The following is a 25,507-nucleotide window of genomic DNA, read 5'->3' on the forward strand; positions in this document are numbered from 1 at the left end:
CTGAATTCCATATTTACTTTCATGGTGAATCAGCAGGCGCGTCAAGGTGTCTGCCATCCACATCTCGTACCCGCACTTCACATCAGAGTGTCCGCAACCATTGACATCGCCCTTGCGGCGACCTCAAAGTGACCCGCGTCACCCACACTGAGGAGCCGTCATGGCCGACCGTGGTTCTCCCCTGCCCACGCCCGTATCCGCGCCCGCCGAACCGTCCCTGCCCGACACCCCTGCCGCCGGTCCGACGCGACGCAAAGCGTGGCTCATCGCGTTCCTGCTGTTCGCTTTCATGGTCGTCAACTTCGCCGACAAGGCGGTGCTCGGCCTCGCGGCCAAACCGCTGACGAAGGAACTCGGTCTGTCCGCCTCCGAGTACGGAATGATCGCCGGCGCCTTCTTCCTGCTGTTCAACGTGGCCGCGGTGGCGGGCGGCTTCCTCGCCGACCGCGTGCCCGGCAGGTGGTTCCTGCTACTCATGGCCCTCACGTGGTCACTCGCCCAACTGCCCATCGCGGCGGCCGCCGGCTTCGGCGTGCTGCTGGTCAGCCGTCTCGTCCTCGGGGTGGCGGAGGGGCCGTCCGTCGCCGTGGCCACGCACACCCTGTACCAGTGGTTCCCGGCGGACTCCCGCACTCGTCCGACCGCGTTGCTGACTGCCGGAGCACCGCTCGGCGTCGTTGCGGCGGCGCCACTGCTCGGCGCGTTGATAGCGGCGCAGGGCTGGCGGTCCGCGTTCCTCGCGGTCGCGGCAGCCGGAGTGGTGTGGGCGGCCCTGTGGTATGTGTTCGGCCGTGGCGGCAGCGACTCCAAGAGCGAAGTCCCCTGCCCGCCTTCCGTCACCGAGGAATCCACGAGCCCTCGGGTGGGATATCGCCAGGTCATGATGAGCCGTACGTTCGTCGCCAACACGGTGGTGGCGTTCGCCGGTTACTGGAGCGGTGCGCTTCTGCTGGCCTTCGTGCCGTCGTACATCGAGGACGTCCTCGGGCACGACACGGCGGCGGCCGGGCGCCTCGTCGCACTGCCGTGGGCCTTGTCCGCACTCTCCTTGCTGGTGCCTGCGTTTCTGGTGCCGTGGATGATCCGCCGGGGCGCAACGGCACGCGTCGCGAACAGCGGGGTCGCGGCCGCGGCGGCCGCCCTGTCGGGCCTCTGCCTCATCGGACTCGCATACGGACCCGCCGGTCCGGCCCGGATCGCCTTTCTCGCGGTCGGCTTCAGTGTCGCCATGGTCGTCTTTCCGCTGGCGCTGACGTCGTTCGGCACACTGGCGCCCGCCCGCCTGCGCGGCGGAGTGATCGGGGTCTACACCGGCGTGTATTCCCTTGCGGGCGTGGTCTCGCCGGTGGTCGCCGGGTGGCTGCTCGACGCCGGCGGGCACGGCGCTGCGGGTTATGCCACGGTGTTCCTGGTCGCGGCGGTACTCCAGCTCGGCGGCGCCGCCGCGGTGGGCTGCTTCGGCCACCCGGAACGCGACGCCGCGCGCCTGGCCGCGCTTCCCGCGCCGGGCACACGCCCAGAAGGGCGGTGACCGGCGGCGTTGCCTGGGCCGCCCCCACCTAGGATGAGTCGGATGACGACCAAGACCGTCCGCTCCACGCGACGCCCGCGCGACCGCAAGGCGCAGATCCTGGCCGCCGCCATGGAGTGCTTCCGGCGCTCCGGTTACCAGGCCACGGGCATGGAGGACATCGCGACGGCCGTGGGCATCACGGCCGGAGCCCTCTACCGGCACTTCCGCAGCAAGCAGGAACTGCTCAGCCTGGCGATGCTGGACAGCGCGGAACAGGTCCGGGATGTCGCGCGGTCCGCGGACGGTCTCGACTCCGTGCTGGCCGCATTGTCGTCCTTCACTCTCGATCACCGGGCCTACGCGAGCGTATGGGACCGCGAGACGCGCAACCTCGCTCCTGAGGACCGCGCGGAAGTAACGCGACGGCACGCGGATATCGCCGAAGCCGTCGCGAGTGCGCTCAGTACGGTCCGGCCCGAACTCGACGCGGACGACACCTCGTTGCTGGCCTGGGCGGCGGTCACCACCATCGCGGGCGCCTCCTACCACCACGTGGAACTCCCCCGGCCCCGGTTCGACGAACTGCTGGCGTCCACGGCCCGCGCCGCCTGCGACACCTCCCTGCCGGACCCACCCGCGGGCCCGGAGGCCACGGAGGCGGCAACTCAGGTGGGTGCGGGGCTCAGGCCCGCTTCCCGCCGCGAGGCGCTGATCTCCACGGCGATCCCGCTCTTCGCCGCGCACGGCTACCAAGCCGTCAGCATGGAGGACCTCGGTGCCGCGGCCGGCGTCTCACGGCCCGCCGTGTACACGCACTTCAGCGGAAAGGCGGATCTCCTGGCGACGGCGCTGCACCGCGAGTCGGAGGCCAAGTGGGCCGGTCTGGCACGGGACTTGCGCGGCAGCCGCGACGCCGGCGAGGCCCTGGACAGGCTCGTCGAGTCGCACGCGCGCGGTTCCGTGGCGAACAAGGGGGCGGCCGGCCTGGTCCTGGTCGGCGACATCGCGCACCTACCCGAGGCGGACCGGGAAGCGCTGCACCGTTCACAGGTCGATTTCGTCTCGGAGTGGGTGGCGCTGCTGACGGCGACGCGGCCCGAGCTCGGCACCGCCGAAGCGCGGGTGATCGCACAGAGCACCTTCACGATGCTGAACATCCTGCCGAGGCTGCCGCTCCTGGAGCGGTTCACCGACCCCGCACCTCGGCTTGTCGCCATCGCCCGCTCCACCCTGGGCGTCGCCTCCCCCTGAGCTGCCCCCACACCTGCAAACCGGCCGCGGCACTCTGCCGCGGCCGGCACGCCGGTCAGGGGACGGAGATGTTGAAGTGCGGATCGAAGGCGTCCGTCACCTCGGCGAGGCGGTCGAGGGCCGTCACGTCGCCTTCGGCGGTCATGCCTTGCTGCGCAAGGGCCTCGGCCGCCGCAGCGGGCTTGAGCAGGAGTGCGGCGAGGGCCGGTTTGGGACCGCTGACGCTCAGTTGGGCGTCAGCGGCGTGGCCGGGGCGGGCGTTGAGCACGCCGTGATGTACCCACATGGTCCACGGCTGCTCGGCGGGCCCGGTGAAGGTGAAGTTGACGCGGATGTCGACGTCGGCAGCGGCCGGACCGTTGATGTGGACGGCGGCGAAGTCGAAGAGCAGGTCGATGGGCATGGCCAGGATGGTGTCCAGACTGCCGGTGTTGAGCTGCCCCTCGGTGCGTACTCCTTCGCGCAGTTCTTTGGCGGCGGTGAGGAAGATGCCGCGGTACTGCGGGACTTCCTGCTGGTAGCCGAGCTGTTCGTAGGCGTCCGCCTGCAGTTCCTTGGCCTCGGTGTCGTCGGGGTCGGCGAAGACCAGATGGTGCAGGGCCTGGACGGCCCACCGGTAGTCGCCGGCCGCGATGGCGTCGCGGCCCTCTTGAAGGAGCTTGTCGCGGCCGATCAGGTCGACATGGCGCCGGGCATTGTCCTGGGGCAGCAGCGGCAGAATGGTCGACGGGTCGCCGTCCCAGAAGCCGAGCTCCTTGTGGAAGACGGCGCGGACGTTGTGGTGCAGGCCGCCGTGGTAGTAGCGGTTGAACCACTTCTTGCCGATCGCTTCGGGCAGCTCCACGACCTCGGCGGCCTCGAGCGGTGTCAGCCCCTGGTTGGCCAGACGCAGGGCCTGGTCGTGGATGTACTTGTACATGTCGCGCTGGGACTCCAGGAACGCCACCACATTCTCATTGCCCCAGACCGGCCAGGTGTGCGGGCCGTAGTGCACCTCGACGTCCTCGCCCCAGCGGATGAGGGTCTCGTCCAGGTAGCGGGCGAAGTTGCGGGCGTCGCGGGTGCGGGCCCCACGAATGGTCTGGATGTTGTGCATCGAGTGGTTGGCGTTCTCCGCGCAGGTAAGCGCCTTGATCTCAGGGATCCAGATGTGCATCTCCTCCGGCGCCTCGGTGTCCGGCGCGTAGAGGAACTCGAAGGTCCAGCCGCCGAGGGTGCGCGTCTCGCCGGTCTTGGTGACAGGGTCGGTGGGCGGAATGTAGCTGAGGTTGGTGTGCATACCGTCGTCGCCGGCGCCCAGGCCCACCGTGACGATGCCGCAGTCGCACTTGGGGAGCAACAGCGCGAAGGTGTACGCCATCCGCCGTGACATCGCGTTGCCGGTGATCACGTTCTCGCCGATGGCGTGCTTGTTGAACGACTCGATGGTGCCCGGCGCGACGACCGGGATCTTCCCTGAGAGCACGTCGGCCTCGTCGATGATGCCCTTCACACCGCCGTAGTGGTCGAAGTGGGTGTGGGTGTAGATCACGGCGACGACCGGCTTGGTGTTTCCCGTCTCGCGCCGGAACAACTCCATCGAGGCCTCGGCCAGGTCCACGCTGAGGCCGGTGTCGATGATGACGAGGCCGTCGGGGGCGTCCACGATGGTGATGTTCGCGGCCAGGCGGACCTGATAGAGACCGTCGACGACCTTGAACAGGCCCTCGCGCTTGATCACCTGCGACTGGCGCCACAGGCTCGGGTTCACCGAATCCGGCGCGGGCGCGTCGTCGGTGATGTAATCCAGCAGCTTCGCGTCCCGGATCACATCGCCGTTCTTGTTCCGCAGCTCGTCAGGGAACCCCGCGAGAAATCCACGGTCCGTGTCGGCGAAGTCCGCCCGGTCCTCCATCGCGTACCGACTGGCCGCCGCCCGGTTGACCTCTGCCGTGAAACCGCTCGCCTGCTTCGGCTCCGCCATCGTGCACTCCATCCCATCGGCAAGACGTCTGAAGTGCGCGCAGAGCACACCGCGAAAACCGTAAGCAGCCGTCACACGCTGCGCGACCGGACCGGAGGTGCCGAACCAGCCGCCGCCCGCGCTTCGACAGCAGTTCGGTCCCCAAGCCGGAAGGGGCCCACGTCACGGTCGAACAGATTCCCTGCCCCACCAAAGGGGGCCATCCGAGTGACACCCCGCGGTCCGTGCCGTCGTTCCACTCAGCCCTGACCCGCTCGCGCAGAGCCAGTCCGATCATACCGAGCACGCCTTGACTCACAATTCACTTAGGGGCATGTTTTTACTCTTGCAGGCTCTTTGCAGATCAATGATTGAAGACGTACGGTTCACATCATCGGTATCGGGCCGACCCGTTCCCCCGCAGCCCTCCCGGAGCCCTCCGTGCACCCACGCACCCTTGTCGACTCGAGCGACGCGCTGACTCCCGTCAGTCCTGCCGGCAAGAAGAACCTGATCGACTTCCTCAGCCTGGAGCGTGTCGAGCGCGACCTCTTCCGCGGCTGGTGCCATGACGGCGCCCGGCTCCGGGCGTTCGGCGGACAAGTCGCGGCCCAGGCCCTGACCGCCGCCGGGCACACCGTCGACGAAGCCTTTGCGGTGCACTCGCTGCACGGCTACTTCCTGCGGGCGGGCGACACTCGGCGGCCGATCGTCTACCAGGTCGAGCGACTACGGGACGGACGCGGTTATGTCTCCAGGCGGGTCACCGCCGTCCAGCTCGGTGAGCCGATCTTCACGCTGTCCGCCTCGTTCAAGGTGCCCGAGGAGACGGCCCCCGGCGAGGCCCGTCACGTGACGATGCCGCCTGCGGTGCCGCCCGAGGAGCTGCCGGACGCGTTCGCCCCGGTGCTGGGTTCGGGCGACCTGCCGGAGGACCACGATGTCCGCGAGTTCCACCGGGCCCTGTCGGTACGGTTTGTGCCGCCGCCGCGCCCCGCGCCCGAGGGCGGCACGGAGCAGTGGCTGTGGGTCAAGGCGGCCCATCCGCTCCCCGACGATCCGATGCTGCACGCCTGCGGGCTCGCCTACGCCTCGGACCTGCTGCTCGCGCCGTCCGCGGCGCTGCACCGCGAGCCACCGTGGATCCAGCGGAAGCGGCCCGACACCGTCTTCCTCACCTCGCTCGACCACGCCATCTGGTTCCACCGGCCCTTCCGCGCCGACGAGTGGCTGCTCGTGGTCCAGCGCAGCCCCACCGCCGGCGACGGGCGCGGCCTCGCCCACGGCGACTTCTGGACCCGGGACGGACGCCTGGTGGCCTCCGTCGTCCAGGAGACGGTGCTGCGCACCGTACGCCCCCGATCCGTCTGATCCTCACCCTTCGCCTCAGGAGCAATCCATGCACGCCCCGACGTCACCCGCTCAACTCATAGAGCACCGAACCCTGTTCATCGACGGCAAGTGGACCGAGCCGTCCGGCACCGAAGTCATCGAGGTGGTCTCGCCCGCGACCGGACAGGTCGTCGGCCGCGTGCCGCACGGCTCGCCCGCTGACATGGACCGGGCCGTCGACGCTGCCCGCCGGGCCTTCGACGACGGCCCCTGGCCGCGCCTGCCGCTGGCCGACCGCATCGAGGTCGTCAGCCGTATCCGGGACGCGCTCGCCGAGCGACGCGAGGAGATGGCCCAGCTGGTCACGCTCCAGAACGGCTCCCCCATCACCTGGTCCCGGGCCGGTCAGGCGATGTCCGGGGTGGCCGCGTTCAGCACGACGCTCGCCGCGGCCGCCGAGCTCTGCCTCGAGGAGGAGCGGCAAGGTCTCGGCGGGCCGGTGCTCGTGCGACGAGAACCGATCGGCGTCGTGGCGGCCATCACCCCGTGGAACGTCCCGCAGCTGACGCTCGCCGCCAAGCTCGCCCCGGGACTCGTCGCGGGCTGCACCTTCGTGATCAAGCCGTCGCCGGAGACTCCGCTCGACGCGTACCTGCTCGCGGAGATCTGCGCCGAGGCCGGACTGCCGGACGGGGTGGTGAACGTCGTCCCCGCCGACCGCGAGTCGGGCGCCCACCTGGTCGCCCACCCCGGGGTCGACAAGGTCGCCTTCACCGGGTCGGTCCCGGCGGGCAAGGCCATCATGGCCTCGGCCGCCCAGAACCTCACGCGGGTCTCGCTCGAACTCGGCGGCAAGTCCGCCGCGTTGATCCTCGACGACGCGGACGTCGCGGCGGCCATCCCGGCCATCGTCGGCGGTACGTGCGCCGCCAACAGCGGTCAGGCCTGCGTGGCCCTCACCCGCGTCCTCGTGCATGCGTCACGCTACGACGAGGTGGCCTCGGCCCTCTCAGGCGCCTTCGCGCAACTGAAGGTCGGCGACCCCGCCGACGAACGGACCATCGTGGGGCCGATGGTGACCTCTCGGCAGCGCCAGCGCGTGCTCGACTACATCCGTATCGGGCGCGACGAGGGCGCCACGGTGCTCACCGGCGGCGGTGTGCCCGACGACCTGGACACCGGCTGGTTCGTGCAGCCGACGCTGTTCGGGGACGTCACCAACGACATGCGCATCGCCCGCGAGGAGATCTTCGGCCCGGTCGTCTGCCTGATCCGCTACGACGACGAGGACGAGGCCGTCCGGATCGCCAACGACTCACCCTTCGGGCTCTCCGGTGCGGTGTTCACCGCCGATGTGGAACGTGGCATGCGCATCGCCCGGCGCATTCGTACCGGCACGCTCACCGTCAACGGCTTCCGCCTCGACCTCGCCGCGCCCTTCGGCGGCTTCAAGCAGTCCGGCATCGGCCGCGAGTTCGGCGCCGAAGGCCTGGCGGGCTACTTCGAGTACCAGTCGGTGGCGCTGCCCAAGGCCTCCACCACCGTCCACTGACCCCTTCCCCCTTTCCTCTGTACGGAGCTACTCATGCACGCAGCAGTTCTTCGCTCGGTCGGCGACACCTCGCTCGACGTCACCCAGGCCACCGCGATCTCCTTCGGTCCCGGCCGTGTCCGGGTCCGCCTCCACCGCGCCGGTCTGTGCCACTCCGACGTATCGATCATGAACGGCACGCTCCAGCACCCTGCCCCCTGCGTACTGGGTCACGAAGGAGCCGGCGAGGTGACCGAGGTCGGCGAGGGCGTCAGCGACGTTCGCGTGGGTGACCGCGTCATCGTGTGCTGGATGCCGCCGTGCGACGCATGTACCCACTGCCGGGCCGGCGAGGGCCACCTCTGCCGCTCGGGTTTCGCCAACCTCGCGACGCCCAACTTCGAGGTCGACGGCGTTCCGATGCCCGGGATGATGGGCGAGGGCACCTTCGCCGAGGAGGTCGTGATCTCCGCGGCGGCCGCGATCCCGATCCCCGACGACCTGCCGTACGACATCGCCGCCCTGATCGGCTGCGGGGTGACCACGGGTGTCGGTGCGGCACTCAACACCGCGCAGGTGAAGGCGGGTTCCTCGGTTCTCGTCGTGGGACTCGGCGGCGTGGGCGTCAGCATCGTGCAGGGCGCCAAGGTGGCCGGCGCCGCGCAGATCATCGCCGTCGACCCGGTCGCGGGGCGCCGCGAGTGGGCTCTGAAGTTCGGCGCGACCGAGGCGGTCGCGCCCGAGGACCTGGCAGAGACTCTGAAGCGGGTCACCGGTGGTCAGGGTGTCGACTACGCCTTCGAGGCCGTCGGCAAGCCGGCCACGCTGCGCGCCGCGTACGACAGCGCACGACGTGGCGGCACCGTCTGCCTGGTCGGCGCCGGAAAGCGGACCGACATCCCCGATCTCAACATGTCCGACCTCGTCACCAGCGAGAAGAAGCTGCTGCCCTCCTTCTACGGAGGCGACGACCCGCGCCGCACCTACGCCCGCATCATCGAGCTGTGGCGCGCCGGACGCCTCGACCTCGCCTCGATGATCACGCACCACGTGCGGCTGACGGAGATCGACGAGGCCCTGCGCCAGATGCGTACGGGCGAGGCTCTGCGCACGATCATCGATATCGCGTAGCCGCACCCAATCCCCTCGCAGAGAAAGGAACTTCCCCATGCCCGGACCCCTGGCAGGCGTCAAGGTCGTCGAGCTGGGCGGCATCGGCCCCGGCCCCTTCTGCGCGATGGTCCTCGGTGACCTGGGCGCCGACGTGGTCCGTGTCGACCGTCCGGCGGAGGCGGGATCGGACGCGGCGCGTCCGGTCATGCACCGCAACCGTCGCTCCGTGACCGCCGACCTCAAGAATCCCGCGGGTGTCGAGGTCGTCCGCACACTCGCCGCCGGCGCGGACATCTTCATCGAGGGATTCCGCCCGGGTGTGACCGAGCGCCTCGGTCTCGGGCCGGACGAGTTGCTCGCCCGCAACCCCCGCTTGGTGTACGGCCGGATGACGGGGTGGGGCCAGGACGGGCCGATGGCGCAGGAACCGGGGCACGACATCGACTACATCGCGCTCACCGGCGCGCTGCACGCGATCGGCCCGGCAGACGGCGACCCCGTGCCGCCGCTCAACCTGGTCGGCGACTTCGGCGGCGGCGGCATGCTCCTCGCCGTCGGCGTGCTCGGCGCCGCCCTCAACGCCCGCACCACGGGCCACGGTCAGGTCGTGGACGCGGCCATGACGGACGGCTCGGCGCTGCTCCTTTCGATGATGTACGGGTTCCTCTCTATCGGACGGTGGAAGGACGAGCGCGGCGCCAACTTCCTTGATGGCACGGCCCCTTACTACCGCACGTACCGGTGCGCGGACGGCGGGCACATGGCCGTAGGTCCGGTGGAGCCGCAGTTCTACGCATCACTTCTGCGGGTCCTCGGCCTGTCGGACGATGCCGACTTCGCCGCGCAGAACGACCGGGCGAAGTGGCCGGTCATGACGGAGCGGCTGGCAGCCATCTTCGCGACGCGCACGCGGGACGAGTGGGCGAAGGGGTTCGCAGGGCAGGAAGCCTGCGTCGCGCCGGTCCTGTCCCTGATGGAGGCGCCGCAGCACCCGCACAACGTCGCGCGCGGCACCTATCTGGTGGGCGAGGACGGCCTGGTCGAGCCCGCCCCGGCTCCCCGCTTTTCGGCCACGCCGACTGCGACTCCGCAGCCCTCGCCGCTGGTCGGCGCACACACGGACGAGGTCCTCGCCGAGGCCGGGTTCGACACCGGCCGCATCGCGGAACTGCGGGCGGCGGGCGCGGTGCGCTGACCCTCCTACAACGACGTGGGCCCGCCTCCTGAGGAGGCGGGCCCACGTCGTTGTTCGGCGGCGTCAGTTCTTCTTCGGTCCGACGACCCCGTCCCGGAACGTCGCCATGGCCTTGCGTGCATCATCGGTCGACATGACCACCGCCATGTGCGACGAGATCAGGTCGAGGCTGGTGCGGATGTCGAGGCGCTCACCGGCCCGTACGGTCCGCTTGATGATGCCCATCGGCAGAGCCGGGTTGGCGGCCAGCTTCGCGGCGAAGGCATAGGTCTCGTCGAGGAGACACTCGTCGTCGTAGACCCGGTTGACCATGCCCATGCGCAGCGCCTCCTCCGCGTCGACGAACTCGCCGCTCAGCAGCAGTTCCAGCGCCTTGGCCTGGCCGACGAGGCGCGGCAGGTACCAGCAGCCGCCGTCGCCGGGGACCAGGCCGAGACGGATGTACGACTCCGACAGGCGGGCCGAGCGTGCGGTGAACCGCATGTCGCACATGAGGGCCATGTCGAGGCCCGCTCCGGTGGCGTCGCCGTTGATGGCGGCGATGACCGGCTTGTCCAACTCCTCGATAGCTCGGGCCACTTGGTGGACCTGAAGGTGCAGGAGGTTCTTCTGTGCGAGCGGTGTGTCCTCGACAGCGAGGAGGGTGTCCATGTCGACGCCCGCGCAGAAGCCCTTGCCGGCGCCCGTGAGGACGATGACGCGTACTTCGGGGTCGGCGCCTGCTGTGCGCAGGGCCTCCGCCCAGTCGTCGATCATCTCGAGGGTGAAGGCGTTGCGCCGCCGGGGGCGGTTGAGGGTGAGGGTGGCGATGCCGTCGGCGACGCCGTACAGCACCGTGTCCTGATCAGTGGTCATGGGACAACTTTCTTATGTGGTGGGTGCGGTGACGAGGTGCCACGGGTCTTCGGACGCAGCACTGGTGAGCCGTCCGAGGACGGTGGACCAGGCGTGTTCATTGCCGTACTCCTCGCGCCAGGACCACAGGCGCAGCGTGGCGCGCCGCAGATCGTGCTCGTGGGTGGTGCCGATGGCGCCGTGGATCTGGTGGGCGAGTTCGGCGACGACTCCGGCCGCGCGGCAGGCGTTGACGCGGGCTGCGGCGACGGCGACTTCACTGTCCTGGCGCGGGTCGGCGAGCGCGGCGGCCGCCACCTGGGCGCCGAGATCCATCAGGGCCACCTCGCCGGCCATCTCGGCGAGGTACTGCTGGACGGCCTGGAACGCGGCGATGGGGCGGCCGAACTGCCGGCGTTCGCCCGCGTACCGCAGGCTGTGGTCGAGGGCCCGGCGGGCGGCGCCCGCCAGCTGCACGGTGCGGGCGAGCGCCGCCCGCAAGCGCAGGGACGGCCCCTCGGGCAGCGCGGCCACGTCCGCGGCGGTCAGGTACACCGAGTCGAACGTGACGTCGTCGCGCGGCTCACCGGCGAGGTTGTGGTGCGTCTCGAAGGTGCAGTGCGACGCGTCGACGGAGCACAGACGTCCGTCGGTGACGACGACGATGCGCCCGGCCTGTCTGGCCCAGGGGACCTGCGGCAGGGTGCCGTCGAGGACCCAGCCGTCCCCGTCCGCCGTGAGCCGCACCTCGTCGTGCGCGGCCTCGGCGGCGGTGAGCGGCCCGGCCGGAACGGGCAGGCCCGCCGCCGCGAGGAGCGGGGCGGCCAGCCATTGGGTCTCGGCCAGCGGGATCTCGGCACAGTGGTAGGCGGCGGCACGCAGGATGATCACGGCTTCGGTGCTGTCGCCGCCGCTGCCCCCGGCCTTTTCGGGAACGCCGACCAACGTCAGACCGGTGTCCTCGATCTCCTCCCACAGCCCGGGCCTGTCCCGGTATCCGGCGAAGATGTCGGATGCGGTGTTCTCAAGGAGATGCAGGTCGGAGTTCATCTCACTCCCAGGGCTCGGGCGATGATGCCGCGCAGGATTTCGTTGGTGCCGCCGCGCAGGGTGCTGCCGGGCGCACGGACGACGGACTCGGCGAGGACCCGGGTGAACGGATCGATGGAGGCCAGGTCGGGGCGTACGCCGGTGGCGCGCGCGGCGTCGATGACCTCGCGTTCGAAGCGGGTGCCGAGGTCCTTGACGACCGCGGCCGCCGTGTCGGGTGCAGCGCCCTCGCTGAGCTGCACGGCGACCGCGATCGAGGCCTGGCGCAGCGTCCACAGGCGGGCCGTGAGTGCGCCGATCACACGGGAGTCCGCGTCGTCGCGGGCCGCGAGCAGCCTCAGCAGCAGGGCGGTGGACAGGAAGCGTTCCGGGCCGCTGCGCTCGTAGGCCAGCTCTCCCGTCACCTGCTGCCAGCCATTACCGATCGTGCCGAGGACCATATCTTCCGGGACGAACGCGCCGGTGAACACGGTCTCGTTGAAGTGGTGGGCGCCGTCGAGGGAACGGATCGGGCGGATCTCCACGCCGTCGTCGGGCAGCGTGACGATCATCTGGCTAAGCCCCTCGTGCCGGCTCTCGCCCGCGGGGCCGGTGCGCACGAGGGCGACGACGGCGTCGGCGATATGGGCCCCGGTGGTCCAGATCTTCGTACCCTCGACAAGCCAGCCGCCCTCGGTGCGCGTCGCCTTGGTCCGTACGGAGGCCAGATCGGAGCCGGAGTCCGGCTCACTCAGACCGATCGAGAAGAGCGTGCGGCCGGAGGCGATTCCGGGCAGGAAGCGCTCCTTCTGCGCCTCGGTGCCGTGCTGGAGCAGGGCGGGCGCGATCTGCCGGTCCGCGATCCAGTGGGCGGCGACGGGGGCGCCGGCGGCGAGGAGTTCCTCGATGACGACGAACCGTTCGAGAGCGGTGCGTTCGGCACCGCCGTATTTTCTGGGGACGGCCATTCCGAGCCAGCCGCGTTCACCGAGCTTGCGGGAGAAAACGGGGTCGGCACCGGACACCCAGCTGTCGGCGACGGGCGTGAATCCGCCCGATGCCTCTTCGGCCGCGAGGAACTCCCTCACTTCGGCGCGGAGTCGCTCGGTCTCGGGCGGCAGTGTGCCGGGTTCGAAAAATACTGTCGCCTTCATGATCCGGCTTCCTGTTCCCTCTCGGCCCGGGTCATTGCGTGCACGTCGTTCTCCTTCTCGGCGAGGGCGCGCGCCCACGCGTAGTCGGCCTTCCCGGCCGGGGAACGCCGGATCGCGGACACCCGCAGGAACGCTTTGGGGAGCTTGTAGCGGGCCAGGCGTTCGGCGGCGGCCTCACGCAGGGCTGCGTCGTCCATGTCCTCACCCGGCCCATCCAGCTGGACAAGGGCGATGACCTCCTGGCCCCAGCGGAGGCTGGGGCGGCCGACCACGAGCGCGTCGCGCACCTGCGGCTGGTTCAGGAGGGCGCGCTCGACCTCTTCGGCGTAGATCTTCTCCCCGCCGGAGTTGATGACCATCGACGCCCGCCCGTGCAGCACGAGCCGGCCGTCGGCCCGCAGGTGGGCGAGGTCGCCGGGGAGAGCCAGGCGTTCGCCCTGGACGGTGACGAACGTCGACGCCGACTTGGCGGGATCTCCCAGGTAGCCGAGAGGTATGGGGGCACGGGCTGCGAGCCAGCCGGGTTCTTCGTGCCCGGGTTCGAGTACGCGAGTGAGTTCCAGGTCGACGACGCAGGCACGCGGCAGGGGCATGAACACGCCCTCCTCGCCCACGCCTTGAGCGGTGGACAAGCCGCGGACGATGCCACCTGTCTCGGACGAACCCGCGCTGTCGGCCACGTCGGCCCCCGGGAGCGCGGCCAGAATCCGCCGCTTCGTCTCGGCGGTCAGGGGTCCGCCGCCGCTGAGCACCATGCGGACGCGGCTCATGTCGTACCCGCCTCGCTCCAGTTCGTCGGCGAGCGGGCGGGCGAACGCCTCGGCAACCAGGGGGAGCGCGTCCAAGCGCTCACGTTCGACGGTCCGGCACACGTCCGCCGCGTCGAAGCGGTGCGTCACGTCGGGGACGACCGTCGTGTCGCCGTTGGTCATCGCCCGGATGAGGTACCACCAGCCGGCGCCGTGCATGAACGGGGCGATGCCCAAAAAGCGCTGGCCCGCTTCGGTGTTACGGACATGCTCCGCCAGGCGCGCGGGTGAATCGATCTCGGGCCGCTGCCAGCCGCCGAGCAGACCGGTCCACACATCGCCCTGCCGCCACAGCACGCCCTTCGGCATGCCGGTGGTGCCGCCCGTGTAGACCATGTAGAGGTCGTCGGGCGAGGGTTGGGGCAGGGTCACTTCGGCCGGCGCCTCGGCGAGGGCCGTCTCGTAATCCAGGGCCCCGTGCAACAGCCCGGTGGCCGAGCTGTCGGCAACCTGGAGGAGCATGGGCCGTCGGGGCAGGTCGGGGAGCACTTGCGCGAGCGTCTCGGCGAAGGCGGCGTGGTAGACGATCGCCGCCGGCGCCGCATCCCGCAGCAGCTGCCTCATCTCGTACGCGGTGTAGCGGTAGTTGACGTTGAAGGGGACGGTCCGTGCCGCGAAGGCACCGAAGGTGGCCTCCGCGTACTCATGACCGTTGTGCAGGAGCAGCGCCACATGGTTCTGGCCGGACTCGTGCCCGCGCAGTTCCTGTCGAACGCGGCGGACCCCCAGGCCGTGGGCGGCAAGCACCCGGCCGAGTCGCTCCACCCGGTCGCGGGTTTCGGCGTAGCTGCGCCGCACGGAGCGATGGACGAGGCACTCGCGGTCCGGCACCGCGTCGGCCACGGCGCGGAAGAGGTCGATGAGGGGTGACTGCATGCGGTACTCGCCCGTCATGCGCGGTTCGCTGATCAGCATCGCAACCCCTCACAGTCCGAGGGACTTGGCGATGACCGTCCGCATGATCTCGCTCGATCCGGCGGCGATCCGGGACAGCCGGATGTCGGCGTACAGGCGGGCGATCGGGTACTCCAGCATGTAGCCGTAACCTCCGTGCAGTTGAAGACACTTGTCGACCACACGGCCCGCGGCCTCGCTGCTGAACAGCTTGACCATGGCCACGTCCGACACCGTGAGGGTGCCCGCGTTGTACTGGAGTACGGCCTGGTCGACGAGGGCCTGGGCGGCCGCGATCTCCGTCGCGCAGTCGGCGAGCTGGAACTTGGTGTTCTGGAATGCGGCGACCGGCTTGCCGAAGACCTTGCGTTCGCGGACGTAGTCCTTTGCGGCGGTGAGCGCGGCGCGGGCCGTGGCGACGGCGCCGACGGCCTGGGTCAGGCGCTCGGAGACCAGGTTGGCGGTGAGGTAGCCGAACCCCTTGCCCTCCTCTCCCAGCATGTTGGCGGCCGGGACGCGTACGTTGTCGAAGAACAGCTCGGCGGTGTCGGAGGAGCGCGTACCGAGCTTCTCGAGCTTGCGGCCCTTGGTGAAACCGGGCATACCGTCCTCGACGACGAGCAGGCTGAGACCGTCACGCCGGTCCTCGCCGCGCGAGGTGCGGCAGGCCACCAGGACCAGATCGGCGTTGATACCGCCGGTGATGAAGGTCTTGGCTCCGTTCAACACCCAGTCCTCGCCGTCACGTTCGGCGTGCGTGGCGATGCCGGACAGATCCGATCCAGTGCCGGGCTCGCTCATGGCGATCGAGCACATGGAGGTGGCGGCCGCGATACCGGGCAACCAGCGGCGCTTCTGCTCCTCGGTGCCCAGGCCCACATAGTACGGGGCGACGATGTTGGAATGGACGCTCAACGAGCCGAGGCTCGCGTAGGTGAGGGCGGCCTCCTCGATGAGGACCACGTTGAAGCGGAAGTCGTCGATGCCCGCGCCGCCGTACTCGGCAGGGATGTTGAGCCCGGCGAGGCCCAGCTCGCCGAAGCGCGCGTACACCTCCTTGGGGAAGATTCCCGCGGCTTCCCACTCGGGGAGCTTCGGGGCGATCTCGGTGGTGAGGAACTTGCGGACCATCTCCCGGAAGTCCTCGTGGTCCTGCTCGAACAGGGTGCGGATCATGGGTGGTTCCTTAGAACGGGCGGAACGGGTGGGAGGTGGTCACATGGAGGGTTCGGAGCCGACGACGGAGACGAAGCTGACGCAGTCGCCGGGCCGTCCGCCGAGGTTCTGGGTGAGGCCGAGCTTGCGTTCCCCGCGCGTGATGGAGGCGATCTGCCGTTCGGCCGGGGCCTCCTGCCGGAGCTGGAGCCAGCACTCGTAGAGCATCCGCAGCCCGGACGCGCCGATGGGATGGCCGAAGCTCTTGAGGCCGCCGTCGGGGTTCACGGGCAGCTCGCCGGCGAGGTCGAAGACACCGCCCATGACGTCGCGCCAGCCGGTGCCACGCGCGCTGAAGCCGAGGTCCTCCATCAGGAGCAGCTCGGTGGGCGTGAAGCAGTCGTGGACCTCGGCGAGGGCGAACTCGGCCCGGGGGTCGGCGACTTGGGCCTCGCGATAGGCGGCCTCGGCCGAGCGGCGGACCTCCTTGATGGTGGTGAAGTCGAAGCCGGGGTCCATGGGCCCGTCGCCGGGTCCGGCGACCATCGACAGGGCCTTCACATAGATCGGCTTGTCGGTGTAGCGGTGGGCGTCCTCGGCACGCACGATGATCGCGGCGGCCGAGCCGTCCGAGACGCCCGAGCAGTCGTGGATGCCGAGCATGCCGGCGACGCGCGGACTGTTGCGGATGACGTCCATCGGGACTTCGGAGCGGAACTGCGCGAGTTCGTTGCGGGCCCCGTTGTAGTGGTTCTTCCACGCGATGCGCGTCAGCACGTCCTTGAGGGTGGCCTCGTCGAGGCCGTGGGCCTTCATGTACGCGGGGGCCAGCATGCCGAACGCGGCCGGTGCGGTGAGCGGGACCGTGGTGCCGTCACCGGGTATGTCGGCGCGCACGAGGCCCGAGTACCCGGAGTCCTTGAGCTTCTCCACGCCGGTCGCCATCGCGACGTCGATCGCGCCGGACGCCACGGCGTAGCAGGCGTTGCGGAAGGACTCGGAGCCGGAGGCGCAGAAGTTCTCGACGCGGGTGACCGGCTTGTAGTCGATCTTCAGGGCGCGGGAGAGCAGCTGCCCGGAGTAGCCGGAGCCCATGGTGCCGAGCCAGTAGGCGTCGACGTCGGGCAGCCGCATGCCCGCCGAGGCGAGGGCGGCGTGCGCGGCGTCGACGAGGAGGTCCTCGGCGCTCTTGTCCCAGTGCTCGCGGAACGGCGTGCAGCCCATGCCGACGATCGCGACCTTGTCGCGGATTCCGTGTGTGGCCATCGTCAGTTCTCCTCGCCTGCGGTACGGGCGTGTTCGGTTCCGGCCTCTGCCGTACGGGACTTCGCCTGGTAGGGCGCGTCGGCGGAGCGTGCCGGGCGGGCCTTCCAGAAGTAGTTGTGGATGCCGTCGCCGGTCGTGTAGAGGCGGCGGAAGGTCATCTCCAGGCGGTCGCCGATCGCGAGCTGAGCGACGTCCGCGTCGGTGACCTCAAGGACGGCGCGGCCGCCGCCGTCGAAGTCGAGGACGGCCGCCGTCAGCGGCGGATTCAGCGAGTACGTGAGCAGGTCGGCCTGGAACGTGGCGACCGTCGCCGTGAGGTCCGAGACCTGTTCGCGTGCCATCCGGTCCACGGAGTGGCACTGCCGGCAGACGCGGATCGCGGGCAGATGGCGGGTGCCGCACTCCTCGCAGCGGGAGCCGGTCAGGCCGTACTTCCAGTGACCGTTACGGGCGGAGGGCGGTGCGGCCGGACGGTCCGGGTCGGGGCGGCGAGGCGGCTCGCGGCGAAGGAAGCCGCGCCAGGTCAGGAAGGTCTGGTACGTCACCTCCGCTCCCTCAGCGGCCTGTTCGGCGACCGGAGCGTACGGTCGCTGCTCCCGCCAGGCGGCGAGGGCGTCTGTCGTACGGAAGACGAACGCGTCGGCGCCGTCGCCGAGGACGAGCAGCAGCACGGTCTCGTCAGGCCCGGCCTCGTCGAGAGCGGACGCGAGCAGGACGCCGGGCTGTGCGGTGCCGGTGGCGCCGATGACGCCGGCGAGGTCGTCGACGACAGTCGCGTCCTTTCCGAGGGCGCGGGTGACGGACTTGACGGCGCGGCGGTGCAGTCCGGCGACGGCGACGCGGTCGATCGCGGCCCGGTCGAGTCCGGCGTCCTTCAATGCCGCGTCGACCGCCTCGTCGGCGAGCTCCTTGTAGATGCCCTCGGCGAACCGCTCCTCCCACAGGCGGCTGGACTGCTCGCCCTGCGGCCGCCAGCGCTCGAGGAACTCGGCGGATGCGCTGCCGCGTCCGGCGAGACGCGCGAGGACGGCGTCGCCGGTGCCGAAGAGCACGGCCGCGGCGGCGTCACCGCCGTCGCGTTCCTCGGCCGAGCCGGGCAGTCCCGTACGGATGTCGGAGAGCACGGCGAGCGAAGGACGGCCCGCGGCGGCGGAGTCGGCGGCGGCGGACAGCGCGCCCGCGCCGGAGCGGGCGGCACCCGTGAAGTCGTAGGCGGAGACGCCGCGTTCGAGGCCGAGCGCCGCGTGCACGGCGGTCGCGTTCGTCTTGTCGGTGTACGCGGGGGTGGCCGTGGCGAAGACGAGGCTCCGCGGGTCGCTGGCTCCGGCGAGGGCGCGGCGCGCGGCCTCGACGCCCATGGAGGTGCTGTCCTCGTCGTACGAGGCGACGGCGCGGGTGCCCTTGCCGCCGCCCGAGCCGAGGGCCTTGCGGATCTGTGCGCGGTCCAGCCGCCACAGCGGCAGATGGACTCCGTAGCCGGTGACACCGACGTCCGGTATCGCGGTCATGACGCTCCTCAACGATGCAGGTCATGCCCGGTCCATGTCCTCATGCGTCACCCGCACGTCGGCCGCGGCGGTGTCGGCGGCCAGCGAGACGAGAGCCAGCGCGGCGGGCGACAGGGGCCCACGGCGGTGGTACAGGAAGCAGGACCGGGTGAAGGGAAAGGCGAGCGGCCGGACCTCGGCGCCCAGGCGCTGTGCGGTCCGTGCCGCGGGAGCGGGGAGCAGCGTGGCTCCGGCTCCCGCCAGAACAAGCGGGATGATGGCGTCGCGGTGCGCGGTTTCCACGACGACGGGGGGCGGGGGCAACTGCTCGGCTGCCAGCGCCGCCGCGAACCATACGCGCATCGCCGACTGTTCCGGAAGCCCCTGCACGTAGTCGTGGGTCACGACCGTGTTCAAGGTCACCGGCCCGTCGGGCAGGTCCTCGGTGCCGGGCGGGAACACCGCCTGCATCGGCTGCAGGGCGAGCGGCAGCGCCTCGTGCTTGGCATACGGGGCGGGGTGATCGGTGACGAGAAGCTCCGCTTCCGCGCGGCGCAGCACCCCGAAGCCGTCCTCTCCGGCCGGCCCCTCGTGGATGGCGATGCGCACCCCGGGATAGCGGGTGCGGAAGCGGCGGACCAGCGAAAGGACCGGGTCGACGGCGTACGCGGCGACCACGGCGAGATCGACGCGCCCCGTGGCCAGGTGATCGACGTCCTGCACGGCGGCCCGCGCCACGTCGAACGAGCGCAGGGTGCGGCGGGCGGGCCCCACCAGGGCGCGCCCCGCGTGCGTGAGGCTCAGGCGGTGGCCGCGCTGGAACAGCGGCGAACCCAATTCACGCTCCAGCTCCTTGACCGACTGGGACACGGCGGGCTGGCTGATGCGCAGCTTGCGGGCGGCCGCGGAGATGCTGCCGGCCTCGACGACGGCGAGGAAGTACTGGAAGTGGCGACGGTCCATAGATTCTTCTTATCACCACGACAAGCAACTTCGCCGTTTACTTCTAGTCACAGATTGATCTAACTTCCCTGATAAGCGAGCTGCGCGGAGCTCGCGTCACCTTCGCCTTCGAAGACGAAGGATTCACATAGTTGATCCGAAGACCAGGAGATCGAGACATGGGAACTCTGGACGGGCGCGTAGCGGTCATCACCGGTGGTGGCCGCGGCCTGGGCCGCGAGCACGCGCTGCTGTTCGCCGCCGAGGGCGCCAAGATCGTCATCAATGACCTCGGTGGCGCGCCCGACGGCGCGGGCTCCGACATCAGCGCCGCGCAGGCCGTCGTGGACGAGATCAAGGCGCTCGGCGGCGAGGCCGTCGCGAACACGGACAGCGTCTCGGACTGGGCGGGCGCCTCCCGCCTGATCGACACCGCCGTGGAGACCTTCGGGGACCTGCACGTCGTCGTGAACAACGCGGGCATCCTGCGCGACCGAGTACTCGTGAACATGTCGGAGGAGGAGTTCGACACGGTCATCGACGTCCACCTCAAGGGCACCTTCGCGGTCGCCCGGCATGCCGCCGCCTACTGGCGCGCGCAGGCCAAGGCCGGCACGGAGACGGACCGTTCGCTCATCAACACCTCGTCGGGTTCCGGTCTGCACGGCAATCCGGGACAGGTCAACTACGCCTCCGCCAAGGCCGGCATCGCGGCCCTCACCCAGATCGCCGCGAAGGAGCTGAAGCGCTACCACGTGCGCTCCAACTGCATCGCCCCGGTGGCGCGCACCCGCCTCACCGTCGCCACACCGGGCTTCGGCGAGGTCATGACGTCGACCGAGAACGCCGCGTTCGACACCTGGCACCCCGGCAACATCTCCCCGCTCGTCGCCATGCTGGCTTCGGCCGACTGCCGCTTCTCGGGGCACGCCTTCCGGGTCTCGGGTGGTCAGGTCGGCCTGTACCAGGGCTGGACGATGGTCGACGAGGTCCGCAGTGAACAGCGTTGGACAGTCGAGGAGTTGGCGTCGGCCACGGCCCACATGCCCGCCTCCCCCGACAACACGATCCCGGGCGAGCACGTCAAGCAGTCCAGCCACCACAAGGACAACTGACATGGCACCCGACGCACCGACTCCGGTGACCTTCGAGGTGCCGGTCGAGCGCGGCAAGATCCGGGAGTTCGCCACGGCGACGCTCTCCGAGAACCCCGCGTACCGGACGGCAGACCCGGTGATCCCGCCGACGTTCCTCACCACTGCCGGATTCTTCTGGCAGTCCGCCGAGTCCAAGGCGCAGGCCCGCCACGGCCTCGACCCGCGGCGCACCCTCCACGCCGAGCAGGAGTACGTCTTCCACGGCCCGCCGCCGCGCGCCGGCCAGACTCTGACGGCCACGTCTCGAATCACCGACCGCTACGAGAAGGAGGGCCGCCGCGGCGGCCGCCTCACCTTCGTGACGGTGGTCATGGAGTTCCGCGACGAGCACGGCACGCTCGTCGCGGAACAGAGGTCGACGGCAGTGGAGACCGCGCACGCGCCAAAGGAGAACGACCGATGACGACGGCACAGGCATCGCCCGCCGTGCGCGTGGGCGACATGGCCGAGCGCTCCTTCGGACCGCTGACGGTGACCGACATCGTGCGCTACGCGGGCGCCTCCGGGGACTTCAACCCCCTCCACCACGACGACGCGGCGGCGAAGGCGGCGGGCTTCCCGGGAGTCTTCTCCATCGGGATGTTCCAGGCCGCGCTGGTGGGCACGTTCGCCACGGACTGGCTCGGCGCCGAGACCGTGCGCCGCTTCACCACGCGGTTCAAGGAACAGGTGTGGCCGGGCGACACCCTCACCGTGGCCGGTTCGGTGACCTCGGTACGTCCGGGCGTCGAGGGCATCGCGGTCGAGGTCGATCTGGCCTGTACCCGGGACGGTGGCGGCGTCGCGATCAGCGGACGCGCCGAGTTCCTGCTGCCGAACCCGTGACCGGCGGCGTGATCGGTCGTGCGGTTGCCCGAGCAGCCGTCCGACTTCCCGGATTGGAGTAGCCATGTACGCCCTTGGCGTTCTGCCCGAGCCCGGCGACGCCGCGACCTTCGGCCCGTTCGCACTGCGCTTTCAGCGTTGCTCTTGGTGCAGCAGTTCCGTGTTCGGCGGGCGCAGCCTGTGCCCGAACTGCGCCGGCGAGGACCTGATGTGGGAGTGCAGCCAGGGCATGGGGCGCATCCAGGACTACCTGCGCCGACCGCGCAAGGGCCAACTCCCCCTCCTGTACCCCCTGATCACGCTCGACGAGGGCTTCCGTGTCACCGGCCGCCTGACCACCGGGACACCGCCCTGGCCGGGTACGCGCGTCCGGTTCGAGTACTGCACCGCCGGAGCAATCCCGGTCTTCAGCCCGTATACCGAACCGGCCGGCAGCCCGCGTCACCCGTGACCGACAGCGGTCGGCCGTCAGTGCACCCCTACCCGGAGGTCCTCGTCAGTCGGTGGTGGCGCCGTCGGCGGTGCACAGCGCCCAGATGACGAAGACGCCGATCGCGATCGCCACGAGTGCCCAAACAGGCTGGTACGGAAGCCACATGAAGTTGGCGACCAGGGCGAGGGAGGCGAGCGCGATGCCCGCCCCGCGAGCCCAGCCGGCGCCCTTGAGGATGCCCCAGCCGGTCACGGCGACCACGATCCCGAGGATGAGGTGGATCCATCCCCAGGTGGTGAGGTTGAACTCGAAGACGTAGTCACCGAGGCGTGTGTACACGTCGTCCTTGGCGATGCCCGCGATGCCTTCCAGAACGCCGAAGACACCGTTCACGAGCATGAGGACGCCGGCGAAGAGCATGCCGCCCGACGCCCAGGCACTGCCCGCAGGCCGTGGTGTGTTTCCGGTCGGAGTGCTGGCAGTGCCGCTCATGTGGATGCCTTTCCAAAAGGGTGTATCCAGTGCATCAGGAGAACAAGTGCCACGCATTTCGGAGGAACTGCCGGAGGCGTTGTCGGCCATCCAGCGGCGAGCACGGGCGACGGCCTCACGCTGGGCGCCGAAGAGGTGGGGGGTGGTGGGGAGCACGGCGTCCTCGCCGAGTTCGGCTGCCAGGCCGGTGCGGTGCAGTACGTCGAGTAGGCGGGGCTCGACACCGGCCAGGTAGAGGCGGCCGCCGTTGTCGCGCAGATTGCGGGCGTAGCGGCGGAAGAGTTTCAGTACTGCGGACGACGGCACGTCGGGCACGCCGCGCAGACCGAGGACGACGACCGCGCCGTGTGCGTCGCGGGTGTCGGGCCACTGCTCGTCGAGCCGGGGCGCCTCCGCGAACAGGGACGTGCCGCCGTAGTACAGGACCGTGACGGTGCCGGGCTCGATGCGGGCGGGGACCGACGTGACCCGCCACCTCCCGTCGTTGGTCTCGACCAGGGCGTGCAGATCGCTCTGGCGGGCCGCCTGCACGCAGTAAAGGACCAGGGAGAGCACCGCGCCGATCACGATGGCTTGCTGGAGCGGTAGTTGGGTGGTGGCGAGGAAGGTCACGGCCATCGCGGTTGCCGACAGCCAGGACGTCCGCAGGACGAAGACGATGTTCCGGGATGCGGCCGATGATCAGTTCGCAGCCGATAACGATGATCAGGCCGCCGATCACCGGCATCGGGATGCGTTCGGCGAGCGAGCCGAGCGTGAGAACGAGCAGGGCCAGCCACAGGCCGGCGAAGATACCGGTCCAGCGGGTGCGGGCCCCGGCGCTGACCGCGATGCCGGTGCGGGACATCGACCCGCCGGCCGGCAGCGCCCCGAACAGGCCGCCGCCGATGTTGCCGAGGCCCTGTGCGACGAAGTCGCCGTTCACGGAGGACTTGCGGCCGTCGGGATTGGGCACGGTCGGCCCGATGGAGGCGGCCTGGGCGAGACCGACCAACGCGACCGCGAAGGCGCCGGGAAGCAGGGTGGCGACGGCGGAGAGATCGGGGGCGGTGAACGAGGGCAGCGCGGCGGGGATATGCGCGATGTCGCGGGCCAGCTCCACGTGTGTGCCGAGGATGCCGACGCCCACGCTGACCAGGAGCAGGGCGATCAGGATCGCCACCGGCTTCAGCCTTCCCATCATCCGTACGAGGGCCCAGACGGCGACCGCGGCCAGGGCGGTGAGGGTGGCGGCGGGCTTCCAGTCGCCCAAGTGCCAGAGCCAGCCGGTGAGTTGGGTGAGCTTGTTATGGCCGACCGGTTTGTAGCCGGTGGCGTCCTTGAGCGACCCGGTGATGATCTGGAGGGCGATCCCGACGGAGAAACCGGTCATGACCGCGTTCGACACGAAGGACATGACGACACCGAGCCGCACCACCCCGAGGAGCACCATCACCGCCCCGGCCAGCACCGCGAGCGTGGCGACGTTACCCGCGTCGGTGCCGTCGAGGCCGGCCTCCGCGAGCACGCTCTGGGAGGTGAGGGCGATGGCGGAGGTGAGGGTGGTGACCATCAGGACCGTACGGGCGAAGAGCGAGCTCAGGATGGTCGGCACGACGCCCGCGTAGATGCCGGCCACCGGGTTGAAGCCGCCGATCGCCGCGTAAGCCATGCCCTCCGGGATGGAGAACAGGCCCGTCACGAGACCGGCGGACACATCCGACGGCTTCGGCCTGCCAAGACGCGGGCGCGGCAGCCCCACTAGGAGGCCAGTCCGCTGATCGCGTCTCCGACGTACTTGGCGCCCAGCACCACCAGAACGACTGTCATGATCGCCCCGTTGTGTGCCCCCATCCACCCCTTCCAGCTCTCCAGCACGCGCTCCGCCTTGGCTCCCCCGAAGACGTACACGAGCAGCGGGAGCAGCACGCACAGCGAGCCGATCAGGACGAACAGGACGCCCGCCACGGCCTTGCCGCCGCCACTGGCCGGACTGCTCGCGATGGAGGCCGCTCCGCCGACGGCCAGCACCAGGTTCTTCGGGTTGGCGCCGGACAACAGGGCGGCGAGCCCGGCCGCCTTACCGGGGGTGAAGGTGTCGATCGCCCGCATCCACCCGGGCAGTTGATGCTCCTCGCCCTCCTTCGGCCGCCCCTTCCACTGCTTGACGCCCATGAGGAGGAAGAGGACGCCGAGAGCGAGCTTGAGCCAGTACGTCCAGGAGGCGGGCGTTCCTCCGTCATCGGCTCCGGCTCCCGACCCCACCAGGACCACCACCGTGGTGATCGCCCCGAGCGTGACCAGCCAACCCACCGCGAACGCGGTGCCGTTCACCTTGCCGCGTGGGGTCGCCAGCATCAGCACCACGGCGATCAGCGGCACGGGGCTGATGGCGATACCGACCGCCGACGCCAGCATCTGTCCGATGGCATCGCCCATCAGAAGCCTCCTAGTCCGAACGGTGAGCGCGGGCAGCGGCCAGTTGCCGTCCAGGACGGGAGCTTGTGGCCCGTACAGGCGGATGACCACCGAGAAGGGCCCCGTCGGGCGTGGGCAGCCAGTTCGCCGCCCGCTCCGGTTCAGCGGGCGGGTGAAGTGCGGGCGCCGACTGAGTACCGGCGGGTGCTCTCTCAGTACCGCAGTGCAGTGGCGACCTCGGCCTTCACTTCGCCGCTCAGCTTGTGGGTGCTGCGCGCGGTGGCGTCCGCGGACTCGCCGCCGGCCACGTCCGGAACAGTGGTCACGACGGTGTCGAGCAGGTTGCCGCCGTCGTCCTTGAAGCTGACCTGGACGGCGAAGGACTTCGCCGAGTCCGCGGTGTTGTCGACCGTCACCTTCACGGTGGTCCGGCCCTCCGAGTCCGTCGCCTGATCGGACAGCTCCACCTGGGCCTTCGCGTCGGCCCCGCCCTTGATCTCGTCCAGCTTCTGCTGTGCGGCCGCGGTCGCCGATGCGACGGCCTCGGATGCCTGTGAGGCAGCCGAGGAAGCTGCGTCGCGCGCTTCGGCGCCCACGGAAGAGGCCGCCGAAGCGGCTCGGGAGGCGGTATCGGACGCACTGCCGTCACCGGAGCAGCCCGCCACACCTACGGCTACCAGCACCGCGACCGCCCCGCCTGAAACTCGCCGTATCCAACGTCCACGCATGTCGGAGCCTCCTTGGCCTTGCAGTTCG

General features: G+C 70.2%; 22 protein-coding genes and 2 pseudogenes. 10 read left to right on the forward strand and 14 right to left on the reverse strand.

Going from position 1 to position 25,507, the window contains the following annotated elements:
* The first annotated feature begins 160 nt into the window (after positions 1-160).
* Entirely contained in the window at positions 161-1,531 is a 1,371-nt protein-coding gene (locus tag G6045_RS00365; RefSeq protein WP_165329669.1) for an MFS transporter, read from the forward strand.
* Positions 1,532-1,573: 42 nt separating this feature from the next.
* Entirely contained in the window at positions 1,574-2,764 is a 1,191-nt protein-coding gene (locus G6045_RS00370) for a TetR/AcrR family transcriptional regulator (protein WP_165329670.1), read from the forward strand.
* Between the two features lie 55 nt (positions 2,765-2,819).
* On the opposite strand, the gene G6045_RS00375 is transcribed toward G6045_RS00370, so the two are convergent.
* The gene (locus G6045_RS00375) at positions 2,820-4,727 is read right to left on the reverse strand and encodes an alkyl/aryl-sulfatase (protein WP_165329671.1); all 1,908 of its coding nucleotides are present in this window, start codon (positions 4,725-4,727) and stop codon (positions 2,820-2,822) included.
* 420 nt (positions 4,728-5,147) lie between these two features.
* On the opposite strand from G6045_RS00375, the gene G6045_RS00380 reads away from it, so the two are divergent.
* The 4 genes from G6045_RS00380 to G6045_RS00395 are packed head-to-tail and all read left to right on the forward strand — an operon-like array spanning position 5,148 to position 9,877.
* Positions 5,148-6,077, forward strand: a complete 930-nt coding sequence (locus G6045_RS00380; RefSeq protein WP_165329672.1) for an acyl-CoA thioesterase — start codon at positions 5,148-5,150, stop codon at positions 6,075-6,077.
* Positions 6,078-6,105: 28 nt separating this feature from the next.
* Positions 6,106-7,590, forward strand: a complete 1,485-nt coding sequence (locus tag G6045_RS00385; RefSeq protein ID WP_165329673.1) for an aldehyde dehydrogenase — start codon at positions 6,106-6,108, stop codon at positions 7,588-7,590.
* Between the two features lie 33 nt (positions 7,591-7,623).
* Positions 7,624-8,700 (forward strand): zinc-binding dehydrogenase, encoded by a 1,077-nt coding sequence (locus G6045_RS00390; protein WP_165329674.1) that lies wholly within the window; start codon positions 7,624-7,626, stop codon positions 8,698-8,700.
* Between the two features lie 37 nt (positions 8,701-8,737).
* A complete protein-coding gene (locus G6045_RS00395) occupies positions 8,738-9,877 on the forward strand; it encodes a CaiB/BaiF CoA transferase family protein (RefSeq protein WP_165329675.1) in 1,140 nt (379 codons plus the stop codon).
* 63 nt (positions 9,878-9,940) lie between these two features.
* Here the strand turns inward: G6045_RS00395 and G6045_RS00400 are convergent, their stop codons facing one another.
* From G6045_RS00400 to G6045_RS00435, 8 genes are read right to left on the reverse strand one after another with little or no spacing between them, the layout of a single operon-like run.
* Positions 9,941-10,732 (reverse strand): enoyl-CoA hydratase/isomerase family protein, encoded by a 792-nt coding sequence (locus G6045_RS00400; RefSeq protein ID WP_165329676.1) that lies wholly within the window; start codon positions 10,730-10,732, stop codon positions 9,941-9,943.
* 12 nt (positions 10,733-10,744) lie between these two features.
* Positions 10,745-11,761: an acyl-CoA dehydrogenase family protein gene (locus G6045_RS00405; protein ID WP_165329677.1), complete on the reverse strand. Its 1,017-nt coding sequence runs from the start codon at positions 11,759-11,761 to the stop codon at positions 10,745-10,747.
* Positions 11,758-12,894, reverse strand: coding sequence for an acyl-CoA dehydrogenase family protein (locus G6045_RS00410; protein ID WP_165329678.1), 1,137 nt, complete (start codon positions 12,892-12,894; stop codon positions 11,758-11,760). The genes G6045_RS00405 and G6045_RS00410 overlap by 4 nt, the downstream gene beginning before the upstream one ends.
* Complete coding sequence (locus G6045_RS00415; protein WP_206343109.1) at positions 12,891-14,618, reverse strand: AMP-binding protein; 1,728 nt, start codon at positions 14,616-14,618, stop codon at positions 12,891-12,893. The genes G6045_RS00410 and G6045_RS00415 overlap by 4 nt, the downstream gene beginning before the upstream one ends.
* A 9-nt stretch (positions 14,619-14,627) precedes the next feature.
* Positions 14,628-15,773, reverse strand: a complete 1,146-nt coding sequence (locus G6045_RS00420) for an acyl-CoA dehydrogenase family protein (protein WP_165329679.1) — start codon at positions 15,771-15,773, stop codon at positions 14,628-14,630.
* A 39-nt stretch (positions 15,774-15,812) separates the two neighbouring features.
* Positions 15,813-17,018 carry an acetyl-CoA acetyltransferase gene (locus tag G6045_RS00425; RefSeq protein ID WP_165329680.1) on the reverse strand — a complete coding sequence of 402 codons (1,206 nt, stop codon included), beginning with the start codon at positions 17,016-17,018 and terminating at the stop codon, positions 15,813-15,815.
* Positions 17,019-17,020: 2 nt separating this feature from the next.
* Entirely contained in the window at positions 17,021-18,526 is a 1,506-nt protein-coding gene (locus G6045_RS00430; protein WP_165329681.1) for a zinc ribbon domain-containing protein, read from the reverse strand.
* Between the two features lie 21 nt (positions 18,527-18,547).
* Entirely contained in the window at positions 18,548-19,468 is a 921-nt protein-coding gene (locus G6045_RS00435; protein ID WP_165329682.1) for a LysR family transcriptional regulator, read from the reverse strand.
* Positions 19,469-19,626: 158 nt separating this feature from the next.
* Here G6045_RS00435 and G6045_RS00440 point away from each other — a divergent pair, with 158 nt between their 5' ends.
* The 4 genes from G6045_RS00440 (at position 19,627) to G6045_RS00455 (ending at position 21,880) form a co-directional block, all read left to right on the forward strand.
* A complete protein-coding gene (locus G6045_RS00440; protein ID WP_165329683.1) occupies positions 19,627-20,562 on the forward strand; it encodes an SDR family oxidoreductase in 936 nt (311 codons plus the stop codon).
* Position 20,563: 1 nt separating this feature from the next.
* Positions 20,564-21,007, forward strand: coding sequence for an FAS1-like dehydratase domain-containing protein (locus tag G6045_RS00445; protein ID WP_165329684.1), 444 nt, complete (start codon positions 20,564-20,566; stop codon positions 21,005-21,007).
* Positions 21,004-21,429 carry a MaoC/PaaZ C-terminal domain-containing protein gene (locus G6045_RS00450; protein ID WP_165329685.1) on the forward strand — a complete coding sequence of 142 codons (426 nt, stop codon included), beginning with the start codon at positions 21,004-21,006 and terminating at the stop codon, positions 21,427-21,429. Before G6045_RS00445 ends, G6045_RS00450 begins: the two co-directional genes overlap by 4 nt.
* A 64-nt stretch (positions 21,430-21,493) precedes the next feature.
* Positions 21,494-21,880, forward strand: a complete 387-nt coding sequence (locus tag G6045_RS00455; protein ID WP_165329686.1) for a Zn-ribbon domain-containing OB-fold protein — start codon at positions 21,494-21,496, stop codon at positions 21,878-21,880.
* Positions 21,881-21,925: 45 nt separating this feature from the next.
* Here the strand turns inward: G6045_RS00455 and G6045_RS00460 are convergent, their stop codons facing one another.
* The 5 genes and pseudogenes from G6045_RS00460 to G6045_RS00475 form a co-directional block, all read right to left on the reverse strand.
* Positions 21,926-22,354, reverse strand: coding sequence for a DUF7144 family membrane protein (locus G6045_RS00460; RefSeq protein WP_165329748.1), 429 nt, complete (start codon positions 22,352-22,354; stop codon positions 21,926-21,928).
* A 228-nt stretch (positions 22,355-22,582) separates the two neighbouring features.
* Positions 22,583-22,972 (reverse strand): annotated as a pseudogene (locus tag G6045_RS41070) (SulP family inorganic anion transporter); the annotation flags it as partial.
* Between the two features lie 118 nt (positions 22,973-23,090).
* Positions 23,091-24,005 (reverse strand): annotated as a pseudogene (locus G6045_RS41075) (SulP family inorganic anion transporter); the annotation flags it as partial.
* Positions 24,006-24,094: 89 nt separating this feature from the next.
* A complete protein-coding gene (locus G6045_RS00470; RefSeq protein WP_165329687.1) occupies positions 24,095-24,772 on the reverse strand; it encodes a GAP family protein in 678 nt (225 codons plus the stop codon).
* 191 nt (positions 24,773-24,963) lie between these two features.
* Entirely contained in the window at positions 24,964-25,434 is a 471-nt protein-coding gene (locus G6045_RS00475; protein WP_328707609.1) for an FxLYD domain-containing protein, read from the reverse strand.
* Positions 25,435-25,507: the final 73 nt, after the last annotated feature.

Origin of the sequence: Streptomyces mesophilus (assembly GCF_011044995.1) — a bacterium.
GTDB lineage: Bacteria > Actinomycetota > Actinomycetes > Streptomycetales > Streptomycetaceae > Streptomyces > Streptomyces mesophilus.